The organism is Micromonospora sp. NPDC048947 (assembly GCF_040649495.1).
GTDB lineage: Bacteria > Actinomycetota > Actinomycetes > Mycobacteriales > Micromonosporaceae > Micromonospora > Micromonospora alfalfae.
On sequence record NZ_JBEZFO010000007.1, the window covers coordinates 19,632 to 34,697 of the forward strand.

The 15,066-nt window shown below is 72.5% G+C and carries 18 protein-coding genes; 9 read left to right on the plus strand and 9 right to left on the minus strand.

Annotated features, from left to right (window positions below; genetic code table 11):
- Positions 1-25 precede the first annotated feature (25 nt).
- Positions 26-244: a DUF3039 domain-containing protein gene (locus AB0B98_RS12205; protein WP_007456912.1), complete on the minus strand. Its 219-nt coding sequence runs from the start codon at positions 242-244 to the stop codon at positions 26-28.
- Between the two features lie 88 nt (positions 245-332).
- Here AB0B98_RS12205 and AB0B98_RS12210 point away from each other — a divergent pair, with 88 nt between their 5' ends.
- Together AB0B98_RS12210 and AB0B98_RS12215 are read left to right on the plus strand one after the other, a co-directional pair.
- The gene (locus AB0B98_RS12210; protein ID WP_357362458.1) at positions 333-1,268 is read left to right on the plus strand and encodes a pseudouridine-5'-phosphate glycosidase; all 936 of its coding nucleotides are present in this window, start codon (positions 333-335) and stop codon (positions 1,266-1,268) included.
- A complete protein-coding gene (locus AB0B98_RS12215; protein ID WP_357362460.1) occupies positions 1,265-2,164 on the plus strand; it encodes a PfkB family carbohydrate kinase in 900 nt (299 codons plus the stop codon). The genes AB0B98_RS12210 and AB0B98_RS12215 overlap by 4 nt, the downstream gene beginning before the upstream one ends.
- Positions 2,165-2,229: 65 nt before the next feature.
- On the opposite strand, the gene AB0B98_RS12220 is transcribed toward AB0B98_RS12215, so the two are convergent.
- A complete protein-coding gene (locus AB0B98_RS12220; RefSeq protein WP_357362462.1) occupies positions 2,230-2,589 on the minus strand; it encodes a DUF3099 domain-containing protein in 360 nt (119 codons plus the stop codon).
- Between the two features lie 104 nt (positions 2,590-2,693).
- On the opposite strand from AB0B98_RS12220, the gene AB0B98_RS12225 reads away from it, so the two are divergent.
- Positions 2,694-2,981: a hypothetical protein gene (locus AB0B98_RS12225; protein WP_124771959.1), complete on the plus strand. Its 288-nt coding sequence runs from the start codon at positions 2,694-2,696 to the stop codon at positions 2,979-2,981.
- 13 nt (positions 2,982-2,994) lie between these two features.
- Positions 2,995-3,306 carry a hypothetical protein gene (locus tag AB0B98_RS12230; protein ID WP_124858894.1) on the plus strand — a complete coding sequence of 104 codons (312 nt, stop codon included), beginning with the start codon at positions 2,995-2,997 and terminating at the stop codon, positions 3,304-3,306.
- A 9-nt stretch (positions 3,307-3,315) separates the two neighbouring features.
- On the opposite strand, the gene AB0B98_RS12235 is transcribed toward AB0B98_RS12230, so the two are convergent.
- Positions 3,316-3,906 (minus strand): HhH-GPD-type base excision DNA repair protein, encoded by a 591-nt coding sequence (locus AB0B98_RS12235; RefSeq protein ID WP_238671976.1) that lies wholly within the window; start codon positions 3,904-3,906, stop codon positions 3,316-3,318.
- Between the two features lie 95 nt (positions 3,907-4,001).
- Here AB0B98_RS12235 and AB0B98_RS12240 point away from each other — a divergent pair, with 95 nt between their 5' ends.
- On the plus strand, positions 4,002-5,486 hold the full coding sequence (locus tag AB0B98_RS12240; protein ID WP_357362463.1) for a methyltransferase: 1,485 nt from the start codon (positions 4,002-4,004) through the stop codon (positions 5,484-5,486).
- Positions 5,486-5,908: a D-aminoacyl-tRNA deacylase gene (gene dtd / locus AB0B98_RS12245; RefSeq protein WP_357362465.1), complete on the plus strand. Its 423-nt coding sequence runs from the start codon at positions 5,486-5,488 to the stop codon at positions 5,906-5,908. The genes AB0B98_RS12240 and dtd overlap by 1 nt, the downstream gene beginning before the upstream one ends.
- Before the next feature lie 112 nt (positions 5,909-6,020).
- Here the strand turns inward: dtd and AB0B98_RS12250 are convergent, their stop codons facing one another.
- Entirely contained in the window at positions 6,021-6,809 is a 789-nt protein-coding gene (locus AB0B98_RS12250) for a sporulation protein (protein WP_357362748.1), read from the minus strand.
- A gap of 244 nt (positions 6,810-7,053) precedes the next feature.
- On the opposite strand from AB0B98_RS12250, the gene sigB reads away from it, so the two are divergent.
- Positions 7,054-8,058 (plus strand): RNA polymerase sigma factor SigB, encoded by a 1,005-nt coding sequence (gene sigB / locus AB0B98_RS12255; RefSeq protein ID WP_357362467.1) that lies wholly within the window; start codon positions 7,054-7,056, stop codon positions 8,056-8,058.
- 104 nt (positions 8,059-8,162) lie between these two features.
- Positions 8,163-8,570, plus strand: coding sequence for a VOC family protein (locus AB0B98_RS12260; protein WP_357362469.1), 408 nt, complete (start codon positions 8,163-8,165; stop codon positions 8,568-8,570).
- 10 nt (positions 8,571-8,580) lie between these two features.
- Here the strand turns inward: AB0B98_RS12260 and AB0B98_RS12265 are convergent, their stop codons facing one another.
- Genes AB0B98_RS12265 through AB0B98_RS12275 form a run of 3 tightly spaced genes read right to left on the minus strand, consistent with a single transcriptional unit; the run spans position 8,581 to position 13,251 of the window.
- A complete protein-coding gene (locus AB0B98_RS12265; RefSeq protein ID WP_357362471.1) occupies positions 8,581-11,136 on the minus strand; it encodes a GNAT family N-acetyltransferase in 2,556 nt (851 codons plus the stop codon).
- A 24-nt stretch (positions 11,137-11,160) separates the two neighbouring features.
- Positions 11,161-12,342: an acetoin utilization protein AcuC gene (locus AB0B98_RS12270; protein WP_357362473.1), complete on the minus strand. Its 1,182-nt coding sequence runs from the start codon at positions 12,340-12,342 to the stop codon at positions 11,161-11,163.
- Positions 12,343-12,390: 48 nt separating this feature from the next.
- Positions 12,391-13,251 carry a sulfurtransferase gene (locus AB0B98_RS12275; RefSeq protein WP_357362475.1) on the minus strand — a complete coding sequence of 287 codons (861 nt, stop codon included), beginning with the start codon at positions 13,249-13,251 and terminating at the stop codon, positions 12,391-12,393.
- A gap of 100 nt (positions 13,252-13,351) precedes the next feature.
- Here AB0B98_RS12275 and AB0B98_RS12280 point away from each other — a divergent pair, with 100 nt between their 5' ends.
- Entirely contained in the window at positions 13,352-14,041 is a 690-nt protein-coding gene (locus AB0B98_RS12280; protein ID WP_091400569.1) for a metal-dependent transcriptional regulator, read from the plus strand.
- A gap of 19 nt (positions 14,042-14,060) precedes the next feature.
- Here AB0B98_RS12280 and AB0B98_RS12285 read toward each other — a convergent pair whose 3' ends face one another.
- Both AB0B98_RS12285 and AB0B98_RS12290 read right to left on the minus strand, forming a co-directional pair.
- Positions 14,061-14,609, minus strand: a complete 549-nt coding sequence (locus AB0B98_RS12285) for a hypothetical protein (RefSeq protein ID WP_357362477.1) — start codon at positions 14,607-14,609, stop codon at positions 14,061-14,063.
- A 92-nt stretch (positions 14,610-14,701) separates the two neighbouring features.
- Positions 14,702-14,962, minus strand: coding sequence for a DUF5522 domain-containing protein (locus AB0B98_RS12290; RefSeq protein ID WP_357284083.1), 261 nt, complete (start codon positions 14,960-14,962; stop codon positions 14,702-14,704).
- Between the last annotated feature and the right edge of the window lie 104 nt (positions 14,963-15,066).

Genomic DNA, 15,066 nt, shown 5'->3' on the forward strand with positions numbered 1-15,066 from the left:
CGCCGGCCGGAGCACCGGCCGAGGTTCACTCACGGTACGAGTCGTAGATCTCCTTGCACTTGGGGCAGACCGGTGAACCCGGCTTGGCCGCCTTGGTGACCGGGAAGGTCTCGCCGCAGAGAGCGACGACGAAGGTGCCCATGACGGCACTCTCGGCGATCTTCTCCTTGCGGACGTAGTGGAACATCTCGGGACCGGTATCGGCGTCCTTCAGCTCCGGACGCTCGAGAACCTCTGTGCTCACGTCTGCACCTCCAACCGACAAGTTTGGCAGGTCATCATGGCCGGGTCCACTTGAGGCCGGCCGAGGCCCCACCCCGTACGGTGCCCGTGTGACTGACTTTCGCATCAGCTACGGCACCGAGGTGGCCGAAGCCCAGCGCGACGGCCGGCCCGTCGTCGCCCTGGAGAGCACCATCGTCTCGCACGGTCTGCCCCGACCGGAGAACCTGCGCGTGGCCAGGGAGATCGAACGGACGGTTCGGGACGCCGGGGCCGTTCCGGCGACGATCGGCATGATCGCCGGTGAGCTGGTGGTCGGCCTGGACGACGCGCAGCTGACCCGGCTGGCCACTGTCGACGGCGTGACAAAGCTCTCCGTCCGCGACCTCGCGGTCGCCGCCGCGACCGGCGCGGACGGCGCCACCACCGTGGCCGCGACAAGCGCGGTGGCCGCCGCGGCCGGCATCGGCGTGTTCGCCACCGGCGGGCTGGGCGGGGTGCACCGGGAGGCCGAGCACACCTTCGACGAGTCGGCGGACCTGGTCACCCTGGCGCAGACCCCGATCGCTGTGGTCTGCGCCGGGGTCAAGTCGATCCTCGACGTGGGCGCGACGTTGGAGCGTCTGGAGACCCTCGGGGTCGCCGTGGTCGGTTACCGCACCCGCAGGTTCCCCGGCTTCTACCTGACCGACGCCGGCTTCGACCTGGACTGGTCGGTGGACTCACCGGAGCAGGTCGCCGCCGTGCTCGCCGCCCGGGACGAGCACGCCGTGCACACCGGCGGGCTGCTGATCGCCAACCCGCTGCCGGTCGACGAGCAGCTCGACCCGGAGCTGCACGACCGGACTCTCACCGAGGGCCTGGCCCTGCTGGAGCGGGACGGGATCACCGGAAAGGCCGTCACGCCTTACCTGCTCGCGCACTTCCACTCCGCCACCGAGGGCGCGAGCCTGGCGGTGAACGTGCGGATCATCCTGCGCAACGCCGACCTGGCCGCGCGGATCGCGGTCGCCTCGGCGGCCCGCGGCACCGCCGTCCCGGCATGACCCGACCGGCCCGCGTGGTCGTCGTCGGGGACGTGATCACCGACGTGGTCGCCGTGTTGTCCGGGCCGCTCGCGGCCGGCTCGGACACCGGGGCCGTGATCAGTCTCGGCGGTGGCGGTCAGGCGGCCAACACCGCCGCCTGGATCGCCGCGCAGCGGGTGGACGTCACGCTCGTCGGGGCCGTCGGTGACGACGACGCCGGGCGGGACCGGGTCGCCGAGCTGGAACGGGCCGGCGTCGAGTGCGCCATCGAACGGGTCGAGGGCGCCCCGACCGGCACTGTCATCGTGTTGGCCGCGGACGACGAGCGCACCATGGTCAGCCAGCGGGGCGCGAACCTGCGGCTGAGCGCCGCGCACGTCGAGCAGGCCCTCGCGGCGGCGTCCGGCGCTGGGCATCTGCACCTGTCCGCGTACACCCTGTTGGACGCGGAGTCGCGCGGCGCGGGGCTGCGGGCGTTGGCCGCCGCCCGCGAGCGCGGGCTCACCATCAGCGTCGACGCGGCCTCCGCGGCGCCGTTGCGGCGGGTCGGCGCGGCGGCGTTCCTGAGTTGGGTACGCGACATCGACCTGCTCCTGGTCAACGCGGACGAGGCCACGGTGCTGGCCGGCGGGCTGGACCCGGCGGCGCAGGGGCGGGCGCTGTCGGCGACGGCTCGGCGGGTGGTGGTGAAGCGCGGCGCGGCCGGCGCGGTCTGGGTGGACCGCACCACGCCGGTCTGTGTGGCCGAGGCGCGGCGGGTGGCGGTGGTGGACGTCACGGGCGCGGGCGACGCCTTCGCAGCCGGTCTGCTCACCGCGTGGCTCGCCGGTGCCACCCCGACCGCGGCGCTGAGTCGGGCCACCGACCTGGGCGCGCTGGCCGTCTCCACCGCCGGCGCGCGGCCACAGGCGTAGCGGCCGGCGCACGGCCACCGGGCACAGCGCGGCAGTGACGGATCGAACCCTGACCCGTTCGCGGGTCAGGGTTCGACGTCGATGACCTTGTGTGGGCGTTCCTCGGAGGTGAGACTCATCGGCGGGGTGTCGTCCTGGTGGCGGGGGTGGAACCGGTTGGCCAGCCGGTGCTCTTCCTTCGGCGGCCGGTCGTTGGCCAGCAGCACGGCCAGCCAGGGGATGAGCACCATGCCGAGGCCGCACAGCGGCAGCCAGAGCCAGAGCAGTGGGGCGTTCGCACCGACCAGGATCGCGCCGACGATGATGCACAGCACCCGGATGCCCATCATCAGGACATAGCGGCGCTGGCGACTGTTGAGCTGATCGTCCTGGCTGCGCGAGGCGTCGGTGATCAGAATCGGCTGGTACGCCTGACGCTTCACCATGGACCTCCTCAAGGGGGTTACGCCTCATCCTGTCACCGCGGGTCCGTGATCAGCGAACTTCGACTCTTCCCGCCACGTGTTACGTCCGTGGTACGCTCCGCGATGTGGGCAGCAGGTTCAGCTTCACCGACGAGGCGTTGGCCAACCTGAGGGTCTACGACGTCACACCCGGGGAAGTCTGGGAGGCGCTGCACAGCGCCCGACGGGTCATCCGTCATCTGGGTGACGACGTGATGGTGGTCTACGCCGCCGCCCGTCGGGGCCGCCGGCTGGCGGTGCTGCTCGCCGAGGCCGATGGCACCGACAACGACTGGGACATCCTCTCCGCCCGCGAGCTGAGCGACGTCGAGTCCAAGCGCTACGACGAGGCCGTGCGGAGAGACCGCCGATGAGGAGGCCGTGACGATGCACCGTAACGACGCGACCAAGCAGTTCCACGGCGGCGGCGAACGAATCGCCGAGCTGATCGACGAGAGCCCGGCGGCGGAGCTGCCCACCCCCGACAGCGACGTGCCGATGGTGAGCCGCTCGGTGCGGCTGCCACTGGACACCTACGAGCGGGTCCGCGCCGCCGCCGACGCCCGGGGCATCGGGGTCACCACGCTGATGCGCCAGTGGATCGAGGCCGGCCTGGCCGACCTGGACGACTCGGCGACCGTCTCGCTGGCCGACGTCCGGCGCGCGCTGGCCTCGCTGGCGCACCCCACCGCCGCCTGAGCAGACAGCTCAGCCGCCGGTCGTCTTCGCCTTTGCCGCCGCCTTCATCTGCTGCTTGAACTCGCGCACCCGACGCAGCGAATCGGCGTCGGTGACGTCGGCCACCGACCGGTACGCGCCCGGGTCGCCGTAGTCCCCGGCCGCCTTCCGCCAGTCCTGCGGGGTCACCCCGAACCGCTTGCCGAGCAGAGCCACGAAGATCTGCGCCTTCTGCTTGCCGAACCCAGGCAGCGCGGCGACCCGGCGCAGCAGCTCCGGCCCGTCGGCGACCTCGGCCCAGAGCAGCGCCGCTTCACCGTGGTAGCGCTCCACCAGCACCTGGCAGACCTCCTGCACCCGAGCCGCCATCGCCTTCGGGAACCGGTGCAGTGCGGGCGGCTGGGCGAAGAGCGCGAGCAAAGCCTCCGGGTCGTACCCGGCCAGCTCCGCCGCGTCCAGGTCGTGGCCGAGCCGCTGCTGCAGCACGTACGGCGACGAGAACGCCTTCTCCATCGGCACTTGTTGATCAAGAACCATGCCGAGGAGCAGGGCCAACGGGTTGCGCTCCAGCAACCTGTTGGCCTCCGGGTCGATGGGCAGAACGAGCGTCATGCGGACCATCCTGCCCGGCCCTCCGATCGGGGCGGACACCGACGCTCCGACACCATCCGGCGGGTGACCCTGACCCGGGACGCGACGGGAGGCAGGATGTCGGGGTGGACGAACACGACATGCTGCTCTCCCCCGCCGGCGTCGACGCGCTGCGCAGCGCACTGACCCGGACCGGATTCACCAGCCACGGCATCGCCGAGCGGCTGGGCGCCCAGGCGACCGCGGCGGCGGCCCGCAACGACTACCGGGCCGCGCTGCGCGCCACCGAGGAGGGCGACCCGCTCGGCACCCTGATCCGGCTGTTCATCTGCGCCCAGACCGAGTCGGAGGCGGCGGTGACCGCTGCGCTGACGCCGCTGAGCCTGGCCGAGGCCCTCGCGGGCGGGCTGGTCGAGCGGTACGGCGACGGCCTGCGTGCCGGCATCGACCTGGAGCCGTACGGCGAGGACTGGTGGGTGCTCGCCGACGTGCCGGCCAGCGCCCGCCCGGGTCGCCCGTTGCACGCCGAGCACGTCCTCGGCGTCGGCGGGGCGACCCACACCCTGATCGGCGCGACCATGCGCCGGCCGGTCGACACCGCACTGGACCTGGGCACCGGCTCCGGCATCCAGGCCCTGCACCTGGGCACCCACGCCCGGTCCGTGACCGCCACCGACCTCTCCGAGCGGGCGCTGCGCTTCGCCGCGACCACCGCCGCCCTCAACGGTCAGGACTGGGAACTGCTCCGCGGCGACCTGGTCGCCCCGGTGGCCGGTCGGCGGTTCGACCTGGTGGTGAGCAACCCACCGTTCGTGGTCGGCCCCGGCACGACCACGCACGTGTACCGCGACTCCGGCCGGGTCGGTGACGCGATCGGCGCCGAACTGGCCGCCGCCGCCCCGGACCTGCTCACCGAGGGCGGCACCATGCAGTACCTGGCGAACTGGGTGCACGTCGCAGGCGAGGAGTGGGACGAGCGGGTGGCCGGCTGGTTCGCCGGGACCGGCCTGGACGCCTGGGTGATCCAGCGCGAGGTGGCCGACCCGATGGCGTACGTCGACCTGTGGCTCACCGACGTCGGTGAGACCGCCGACCCGCAGCGGATGGCCGCCTGGCTGGACTGGTTCGACGCGCACAAGGTGGAGGGCATCGGCTTCGGCATCGTGTCACTGCGTCGGGGCGGGCACGCCGACCCGGTGGTGCGGGTGGAGGATCTGCGCCAGCGGGTGCAGCCACCGCTGGGCGACCACGTCGCCGCCTGGTTCGACCGCCAGGACTTTCTCCGGGTACGCGACACCGAGGCGTTACTCGCCGAGCGCTACCGGGCCGCCGAGGGCCTCCAGCTGCGACAGGAGGCCACCATGGGCGACGAGGGCTGGGGGGTGGACCGGCAGGTCCTCGCGATGCCGCACGGCCTGCGTTGGACCGAGGAGATCGACCCGCTGGTACTGGCGCTGGTCGGTGGTGCCGATGGCCGGCTGCCGCTCCGTGACCAGCTCGCCCTGCTCGCCGCCGCGCACGACGTCGAGCCCGACGAGATGGCCGAGGCCGCCGGCCCGATCGTGGCGCACCTGGTGGAGCGCGGCTTCATCGAGCCGGTGAGCGCCTGATGCGGGCTGTGGTGCAGACCGTCGGTCGGGCCAGCGTGACGGTGGACGGCGAGGTGGTCGGTGCCATCGGGAACGGCCTGCTGGTGCTGCTCGGGGTGACCCACACCGACACCGCGGAGACCGCTCAGACGATGGCCCGCAAGGTGCACGAGGTACGGATCCTGGACGGTGAGCGGTCCGCCGCCGACGCCGGCGCGCCGATCCTGGTGGTCAGCCAGTTCACCCTCTACGGCGACGTCCGCAAGGGCCGCCGACCGAGCTGGACCGCAGCCGCGTCCGCCGAGGTCGCCGAGCCACTGGTGACAGCTGTGGTCGACGCCCTACGGGAACGAGGAGCGAAGGTGGAGACCGGTCGCTTCCGCACCCACATGTTGGTCGAGAGCACAAACGTAGGCCCCCAAACCCTCCTCCTAGACCTCTAACCCCACCCCACCACCCTTGTTGATCATGAAGTTATTGCCCGCCGCCTCGGCGTGTCCTGGCAATAACTTCATGATCAACGGACGAAGAGGGTGGGGTGGGGGTGGGGTGGGGTTAGGAGAAGAGGCCTCGGCGGGTCAGGGACTGGCGGAGCCAGTTGTCCAGTTCGGCGGTCCAGTCGGTGCGGTCGGCCGTGGCGTGGTCGACAGTGAATCGACCGAAGGCGTCCCGGCCCTCGGTGAAGACGCCGCCGCGCTTGTCGACCTCCAACACCACCTGCATCTGCTGCGCGTCGGCGATGAAGGTGACCTCCAACTGGTTGATCGAGCGGGCGTACTGCGGTGCCGGGCTGAACTCGATCTCCTGGTAGAACGGCAACGTCTGGCGTACGCCGTAGATGTGGCCACGTTCCACATCGGCGCGGGCGAACCGGAAGCCCAACCGCAGCAGCGCGTCCAGCAGTCGCTCCTGCGCCGGCAGCGGGTGCACCGACACGGCGTCCAGGTCGCCCTTGTCGACGGCGCGGGCGACCTCCAGCTCGGTACGCAGGCCCATCGTCATCCCGTGCAGGTGCTGCCCGTACAGCTCGGTGACCGGTGTCTCCCACGGCACCTCGAAGCGGAACGGGAGGTCGTAGCGCTGCCCGGGCTCCAGCCGGAACGAGCCGGTGACCTGCTGGCGGTGGAACTCCTGGGTGGTGTCGTAGTCGTTGTCGCCGCTCTCCACCTCGACCCGGGTGACCAGGCCGAGGGTGACGTGGTCGATGTCGACCTGGTGATCGCCGCCCAGCACCTGGATCCGGCCCTCCAGCTGGCCGCCCGGACGGCAGTTCGCGTTGGCCAGCACCGTCTCCACCGACGGACCACCGACGCCCATCGCCTTCATGAGCCGCTTGAAGACCACACCGTCCTCCAACTGTCGTTTCCGGCCGACCGGAGATGGCCGGCCGTCCGCAACGTAGCCGGGGCGGGCAACCACACACTCGGACGACACACCGCACCAGCGATCCGACGCGATTGCTGTCGGGTGCCCGATCGCCTCACTCCCGTTTTACGCGCCGCCCGCCAAGCTGTTGTCACACCGGCACCACTGGGCCGGGAACACGGCACCGACGTGGAAACGGGGAGAGACAGAGATGGTCCTTCAGATGACGGAACACCGGACGCGCCCGGCCACCACGACCGACACTGACGGGGCCCCCGAGGCCCTCGTCGACCTGGACGCCACCGACGAGCGCGGCATCTCCACCGACCTGGTCCGGGCCTATCTCAACGGGATCGGCCGGACGAAGCTGCTGACCGCCGCGCAGGAGGTCGACCTGGCCCGGCGCATCGAGGCGGGCCTGTTCGCCGACGAGAAGCTTGCCACCTGCACCCCGGTCTCCGCGGAGCTGCGAGCCGACCTGGAGCTGATCGTCGCCCAGGGTCGGGCGGCCAAGGACCACCTGTTGGAGGCGAACCTGCGGCTGGTGGTCAGCATCGCCAAGCGCTACACCGGCCGTGGCATGGCGTTTCTCGACCTGATTCAGGAGGGCAACCTCGGTCTGATCCGGGCGGTGGAGAAGTTCGACTACGCCAAGGGCTACAAGTTCTCCACGTACGCCACCTGGTGGATCCGACAGGCCATCACCCGCGCCATGGCCGACCAGGCCCGCACCATCCGTATCCCCGTGCACATGGTCGAGCAGGTCAACCGGATGGTCCGGGCCCGCCGCGAACTGGCGGTGACGCTGGGCCGCGAACCGACGGTCGCCGAGGTGGCCCGTGCACTGGAGATCCCGGAGATCCAGGTCATCGAGCTGATCTCCTACGACCGGGAGCCGGTCAGCCTGGACCAGGCCGTCGGCGACGACGGTGAGAGCGCACTCGGCGACTTCGTGGCCTCGGTGGACCCGCGTACCGAGCCGAGTGACGCCGCCGCCCAGGGCGAGCTGCGCAACGAGGTCAGCATCGTGCTCTCCACCCTGTCCCAGCGGGAGCAGGCGGTCATCCGCCTCCGGTTCGGCCTGGACGACGGCCGCCAGCGCACCCTGGACGAGGTCGGCCGGGAGTTCGGCCTGTCCCGGGAGCGGATCCGGCAGATCGAGAAGGTGACGCTGCTGAAGCTGCGCGCCCCGGAGCGGGCTCAGCGCCTGGAGGCGTACGCCTGCTGACGCATCCGGTTCCCACGGAAGGCCCCGGCGGTTCGCCGGGGCCTTCCGTGTTGTCGGGGTGCTTGACTGGGACACCGTCCGCTGAACCACGAAGGAGAGCGACGATGAACTGGACGCTGGAAGTGGTGATCGTGCCGGTCTCCGACGTGGACCGGGCGAAGAAGTTCTACGCCGACCAGCTCGGCTTCACTGTGGACCACGACACGGTGATCAGTGACGACGCGCGCATCGTCCAGCTGACGCCGCCCGGCTCGGGCTGCTCGATCGTGATCGGCAAGGGCGTCGTCCCGGAGATGCCGCCCGGCTCACTCAAGGGCCTGCAACTGGTGGTGCCCGACCTGAAGCGGGCCCGCGAGGAACTGGTCGGGCGTGGTGTGGAGGTCAGCGAGATCCAGGTGGTGGGTCGGAACCCCCGGCCGGTGCCGGATCCGCTGGACAACGTCGGCTTCGTCTTCTTCGCCGACCCGGACGGCAACACCTGGGGCGTCCAGCAGATCTCCAGCCGCGCCTGACCGGGCCCGCTCAGAGGCGGCGGGGGCCGGTGTCCGGGCGGGTGACCACGCCACCCACGCCTACCTGCGCGTGCAGGATCGAGATGCCATCGGGGCGGGCGAGCACCGGGTTGAGAGTCAGCGAGCGCACCCGGGGCTGTTCGTCGGCGAGCTGACCCACCCGTAGCAGCAGATCGGCAAGGGCCGCCCGGTCGACCGGCGCGGCACCCCGGTGCCCGCGCAGCAACGGCGCCGCCCGGGGCTCGTCGACCAGCTCGGCCGCGTCCCGGTCGGTCAGCGGCACCGCCCGCCAAGCCCGGTCGCCGAGCAGCTCGGTGGCGACCCCGCCCAGGCCGAAGCCGACCACCGGCCCGAACGCGGGGTCTTCCACCACCTCCACCACGCAGGCCACGCCGGGCGGGACCATCGGCTGAACCAGCGCCTCCGCGCCGAAGGTCGCCGCCAGGTCGGCGTACGCCCGGCGGAGGGTCGGCTCGTCGGGCAGGTCCAGCCGGACCGCGCCGAGGTCGAGTCGGTGCCGCAGCCCGGGAGCGGCCGCCTTGAGCGCAACCGGGAAGCCCAGCCGCGCCGCCGCGTCGACAGCAGCGTCGACCGAGTCGACGGACACCGAGGCCACCACGTCGATGCCGTACGCGGCCAGCAGCGCGCCCGGGTCGGTGCCGTCGGCCCGGAGCGCGGCCTGCGCGGCAGCCCGATCGAGGTCGGGCAGCTCCGGTGCCACCCCGGGTGGGCGGCGAAGCCACTCGGCGTACCGGTGCGCGCGGGCGAGCGCGCGGACCGCCTCCTCCACGCCGCCGTACGCCGGCACCCCCGGTGGCAGCCGCCCGACCAGGAACGTCGCCACTGTCGGCTTGCCCAGCGCGAGGGCGGACGGCAGCGCGGCGGTCACGTCGGCGTCCACAGCGGTCAGCTGGCCGGGTAGCGGCGGCGCGAACACCACCACCAGGGCGTCCACCCGTTCGTCAGCGGCCGTTTCGGCGAGCGCGGCGGCGAACGTGGCGGCACCGGCGCTCGGCCCGACGTCGCGGGGATAACCGTCTGCCACGGTCAGGCCGTGCCCGACGCAGGCGGTCGCGGCGAGCCCGGTGAGGGCCGAGGAGTTGCCGACCACACCGACCCGGCCGCCGGCCGGCAACGGCTGGTTCGCCAACAGCACACCCACGTCGAGCAGCTCCGGCACGGTGTCCACCCGAATCACCCCGGACTGGGCGAAGAGCGCCGCCACCGCCACCTCGTCCGGCCCGGCGGCGTCACCGACCCCTGGCGGACGGGCCGGCGAGGCGAGCGCGACGACCGGTTTGGCGCGGCCGATCCGCCGGGCCAACCGGGCGAACTTGCGCGGGTTCCCGAAGGTCTCCAGGTAGAGCATGATCACGTCGGTCGCGGGGTCGTCCTGCCAGTACTGCAGGAGGTCGTTGCCAGAGACGTCGGCCCGGTTGCCGGCCGAGACGAAGCTGGACAGCCCGAGGCCCCGCCGGTCCGCCTCGGCGAGCAGCGCCACCCCGAACGCACCGGACTGACTGAAGATGCCGACCCGACCGGCCGGCGGCAACGCCGGGGCGAGGGTGGCGTTGAGGCGTACCGTCGGGTCGGTGTTGGCCACGCCGAGGCAGTTCGGGCCGACGACCCGCATCCCGGCCGCGTGCGCCGCGCGGACCAGTGCCCGCTGGGTGGCCGCGCCCTCGCCGCCGGCCTCGGCGAAGCCGGCCGAGATGACCACCAGGCCGTGCACCCCCGCGGCGGCCGCGTCGGCGACCACGGCGGTCGCCGCCTCCGGTGGGACCGCCACCACCGCCAGGTCCACAGGCGTTCCGGCATCAACCGCCGACGGGTACGCGGGGAGGCCCGCCACTGTCGACGCGCTCGGATGCACCGGCACCACCGCACCGGTGAACCCGCCGTCGCGCAGGTGCCCGAGCACCGCCGCGCCGACGCCCTGGCCGGTGGCGCTGGCACCGTAGACGACGATGCCGCGCGGGGCGAGCAGCCGGGCGATCGAGCGGGCCTCGGTGCGGTGCTCCCGGCCGCGCTGCACCTCCAGGCTGGCCTCGGTGGGCGCGATGGGGAAGCTCAGGTGGACCACGCCGTCGGCGTACTCGCGCTGGACCTGGTAGCCGAAGTCGGCGAAGACCCGCAGCATCGTCCCGTTGGCCGGCAGCACCTCCGCGACGAAGCTCATGATGTCGTTGCGGCGGGCCGCGTCGGCCAGGTGCTCCATCAGCACCGAGCCGATGCCCCGCCCCTGGTAGGCGTCCTCCACCACGAAGGCCACCTCCGCCTCGGGGGCCTGCGGGCCGAGCCGCTCGTACCGGCCGACCGCGACGATCCGGTCGGCGGCCAGCACCACGAACGCCTCCCGGTCGTGGTGGTCCACTGTGACGAAACGGATCAGATCCCGCTCCGGGATGCGCGGGTACGGCGAGAAGTACCGCAGGTAGCGGGTGCGCTCGGAGAACCGGCTGTGCATCGCCACGATGCCCGGCGCGTCGGCCGGGTCGATCGGGCGCAACTGGACCGTGCTGCCATCACTGAGCAGCACGTCGACCGGATGGTCCACCGTCGGCACCGGTACGCCCTCCCCCGGCCCGGCTCAGTCCCGTGGATCGTGCGGGTCGAGCCCGAGCAGCGGGAAGACCGTCTTGCGGGTGGCCGCGATCGCCCGGTCCACCGCGTTCGGCTCGCCGGTCGGCTGCCACGGCTCGTACGACGGGTCGGCGTCGTCGGTCATCCGCAGCGGCACCTCCCGGCCCAGACGTCGGGAGGCGACCAGGTCCCGCCACGCGGGTGGGGTGAGCGTGGCCGGGTCGATCGGGTCACCGGTGGCCACGGCCAGCAGGTGACTCCAGGCCCGGGGCACCACCTCGACGAGCGCGTACCCGCCACCGCCGGTGGCCACCCACCGGCCGTCGCACAACTCGTCGGCGAGCGCCCGCATCGCCAGGTAGGTGGCCCGCTGCCCGTCCACAGTCAGGTTCAGATCGGCGAGTGGGTCCAGCCGGTGCCCGTCCGCGCCGCACTGGCTGACCAGCACCTGCGGCCGGAACGCGCGCAGCACCGACGGCACTACCGCGTGGAACGCGCGCTGCCAGCCGCTGTCGTCGACACCGGGCGGCAACGGCATGTTGACGGCGGTGCCCTGCGCACCCGGCCCACCCGTCTCGTCCGGGAAACCCGTGCCCGGGAAGAGGGCCAGCGGGGTCTCGTGCACGCTGACCGTGAGCACCCGCGGGTCGTTCCAGAAGATGTCCTGCACCCCGTCGCCGTGGTGCACGTCGACGTCCACGTACGCCACCCGCTCCGCGCCGAGGTCGAGCAGGCGGGCGATGGCCACCGCTGGGTCGTTGTAGACGCAGAAGCCGGAGGCTCGGGCGGACATGGCGTGGTGCAGCCCACCGGCCACGTTCACCGCCCGCCGGGCGTCGCCGCGCCAGACCGCCTCGGCGGCGGCCACCGTCGCGCCGGCGATCAGCGCGCTGGACTCGTGCATCCCCTCGAAGACCGGGTTGTCGGAGGTGCCCAGCCCGTACCCGGCGAAGAGCGGGTCGCGCGGCGCGTTGCGCACCGCGGCGAGGTAGGCCGGCGCGTGCACCCGGGTGAGCACTGCATCGTCGGCGGGCTCCGGCTTGATCACCCGCACCCCTGGCCGATTGAGGATGCCCAGCTCGCGGGCGAGCGCGATGGTCAGCTCCACCCGGACCGGGTCGAGTGGATGGTCACCCATGTCGTAGGCGAGCAGCGACTCGTCCCACACCACAACAGTGTCGTCGGACATGAGCCCATCGTCGCACGAGGATCGGCGCCGGCCCACCGCACGCGCTGGTCAGCGGCCAGGTATCGGCCCGGAGGCGACCGGCCGGGCCGGGTCCGCGACCCAGTTGCTCCACGATCCAACGTAGAGCGCGGCGTCCGTGCGGCCGGCCAGGTGCAGCGCGAGCACCGCCTGGGCGGCGGTCACCCCCGAGCCGCAGTACGCCCCGACGGCCCGCCCCTCGGTCACCCCGGCGGCGGCGAACCGCTCCCTCAGCACGTCGGCGGCCAGGAAACGGCCGTCCGGCCCGACGTACTCCCCGGCGGGCAGGTTCGCCGCTCCCGGCACGTGCCCGGCGACCCTGTCGATCGGCTCGACCTCGCCCCGGTAGCGGGGCGCCGCCCGTACGTCGAGCAACGCGGCGTCGTCCGCGGCGGCCAGCGCGGCGGCCTGCCCGGCGTCGAGCACCGGGAGATCACCGGGGCGCACCACGACGTCGCCGGGGGGTGGGGCGGGCGCGTCGGTGGAGACGGGTCGGCCGGCGGCCACCCAGGCCGGGTAGCCGCCGTGCAGCAGGCGTACCGGCCGGTGACCCGCCCAGCGCAGCGTCCACCAGGCCCGTGCGGCGGCCATGCCGTCGCCGCCGTCGTACACCACCACTGGGTGACCGGCGCGGACGCCGGCGGCTCGCAGCGCGGCCTGCAACGCGGCCGGGTCGGGCAACGGGTGCCGGCCGCCGGCGCCCGGCACCCCACAGAGCGCGGTGTCCAGGTCGACGAAGACCGCCCCGGGCAGGTGGCCGGCGAGGTAGTCGTCGCGCCCGGGCGGGCCGACGAGCCGCCAGCGGACGTCGAGCAGGGTGGGCGGATCGACCTGGTCGAGTTCGGCGACGAGCCGATCGACCTCGACCAACGGCTCCTGGGTACCGGACATGGCGACCATCCAACACCATTCGCGTGGACGGCACGCGGTTCGGCGAAGGTCACCAGCCGTTCCCCGAGGTAACATCGTGCACCGGAGGGCCGCTGACCTTATGAAGTCTCACGACCTGGTCGACACGACCGAAATGTACCTGCGCACCATCCTCGAGTTGGAAGAAGAGGGGGTGCCACCGCTGCGTGCCCGGATCGCCGAGAGGCTGCAGCAGAGTGGCCCCACCGTGAGCCAGACCGTCGCCCGGATGGAGCGCGACGGCCTGCTCACAGTCGAGGGAGACCGGCACCTGACGCTCACCGCCCTGGGTCGCGGCAGCGCCGTGTCAGTGATGCGCAAGCACCGCCTCGCCGAGCTGCTGCTGGTCAACGTCATCGGAATGCCCTACGAGGAGGCCCACGAGGAGGCCTGCCGCTGGGAGCACGTGATGAGCGACGCAGTGGAGAAGCGGGTCTACGACCTGCTCAACCGGCCGACCCGTTCCCCGTACGGCAACCCGATCCCCGGGCTTCAGGAGCTGGGTTCGCCGGCGGCGGAGACCACCGAGGCCGCCGAGGGCGAGCGCAACCTGGCCTTCCCCGGCCTCTCCGGGTCGGTAGTGGTGCGCCGCATCTGCGAGAGCGTGCAGAAGGACGCCGACGTGCTGCGCCAACTCCACGCCGCGGGTGTCGACCCGGGTGCCACAGTGACAGTGGCCCAGGAGCGCGACGGGGTGTCGATCGACCGCTCCGGTGACCGGGTGCGGCTGCCCCGCGAGGTCGCTTCCCGGGTCTTCGTCGCCGCCAACTGACCAACCGGGCACCCGGGCGTCACAACGCCCGGGTGTCCACCTTTTTGGCCAACGCGGTCAGGTCGCCGGTCAGCTTCTCCACCGCCGAACGTGCACTGCCACGGGCCGTGGTCCAACTCACAGTGGCCAGCCGTCCGTCGCCGGCCAGCCAGCCCACCTCGGCGACCGGGCCGTGCCCGCTCGCCGCGGCGGTGGTCCGCTTGTACGCCTGCTGACCCAGCCCGGTGACCTTCGCCGCCTTGTCCGGCACCACGTCCGCGCCGAAGCTGGCTTTGTCGATCGTGGTCTCGGTCACGGTGAGCGTCAACTCCGGCAATGTGGCACCCGCGGCCCGGACCACACAGGTGTGGGTGTCGCCCTGTTCACTGGCCGCCGCCACGTCGAAGCGGACCTTCACCGTCTGCTCGATCACCGCGAAGTCCAGCAGGCGGCAGGCGCCGCCCGAGGAGGCAGCCGCCACGTCAACAGCTATCGACACCGGCGGCGGCACCGCCGCCGGTTCCGCCTCGTCGGCGCAGCCACTCAGCAGCAGCCCGGCCAGCCCGGCGACCACGATCCGCCCGCGCACACTCCACCCTCTCGCCGACCGACGGCGGAAGGTGCCCGCCAAGTGTCCGTCGGACACCGTACGGGGTGTCGGTGTCGCACGGAAGTCCCCGTTTACGCCTGTTCCGAGGGTGGATCGTCCACGTACGGACAGTGCCGGCAGCCGCGCCCGCAGCACGTTCCACGGCGCGCCAGGAAACCGGCGCTGAGCACGAACAGCCCGCTCGCCGGGTCGAGGTAACCGGCCTCACCGGCGGCCAACGCGGCGGTGTGCGCGGCGAGGATCCGGGCCCGGTCGGGGTGTTCGGACGGCAGCCGGGACGGGTGCGGCTCGGTGAGCGGCCGGTCGGCCAGGGGTGGTCGCTCTCCGGTCACCGCAGCAGTCTAGGGACCGGTCGTGGTCAACCTCCCGCTGCCCGGATGCCCGGCATGCCTCTGCGTCGTCGCGGCGAGCGGTCGTTTCGTCGTACGGTCCGACG

Coding starts and splice junctions, on each gene's coding strand:
- AB0B98_RS12215 (WP_357362460.1), top strand. CDS start 1,265: ATGACCCGACCGGCCCGCGTGGTCGTCGTCGGGGACGTGATCACCGAC.
- AB0B98_RS12220 (WP_357362462.1), bottom strand. CDS start 2,589: ATGGTGAAGCGTCAGGCGTACCAGCCGATTCTGATCACCGACGCCTCG.
- AB0B98_RS12230 (WP_124858894.1), top strand. CDS start 2,995: ATGCACCGTAACGACGCGACCAAGCAGTTCCACGGCGGCGGCGAACGA.
- AB0B98_RS12235 (WP_238671976.1), bottom strand. CDS start 3,906: ATGGTCCGCATGACGCTCGTTCTGCCCATCGACCCGGAGGCCAACAGG.
- dtd (WP_357362465.1), top strand. CDS start 5,486: ATGCGGGCTGTGGTGCAGACCGTCGGTCGGGCCAGCGTGACGGTGGAC.
- sigB (WP_357362467.1), top strand. CDS start 7,054: ATGACGGAACACCGGACGCGCCCGGCCACCACGACCGACACTGACGGG.
- AB0B98_RS12260 (WP_357362469.1), top strand. CDS start 8,163: ATGAACTGGACGCTGGAAGTGGTGATCGTGCCGGTCTCCGACGTGGAC.
- AB0B98_RS12270 (WP_357362473.1), bottom strand. CDS start 12,342: ATGTCCGACGACACTGTTGTGGTGTGGGACGAGTCGCTGCTCGCCTAC.
- AB0B98_RS12275 (WP_357362475.1), bottom strand. CDS start 13,251: ATGTCCGGTACCCAGGAGCCGTTGGTCGAGGTCGATCGGCTCGTCGCC.
- AB0B98_RS12280 (WP_091400569.1), top strand. CDS start 13,352: ATGAAGTCTCACGACCTGGTCGACACGACCGAAATGTACCTGCGCACC.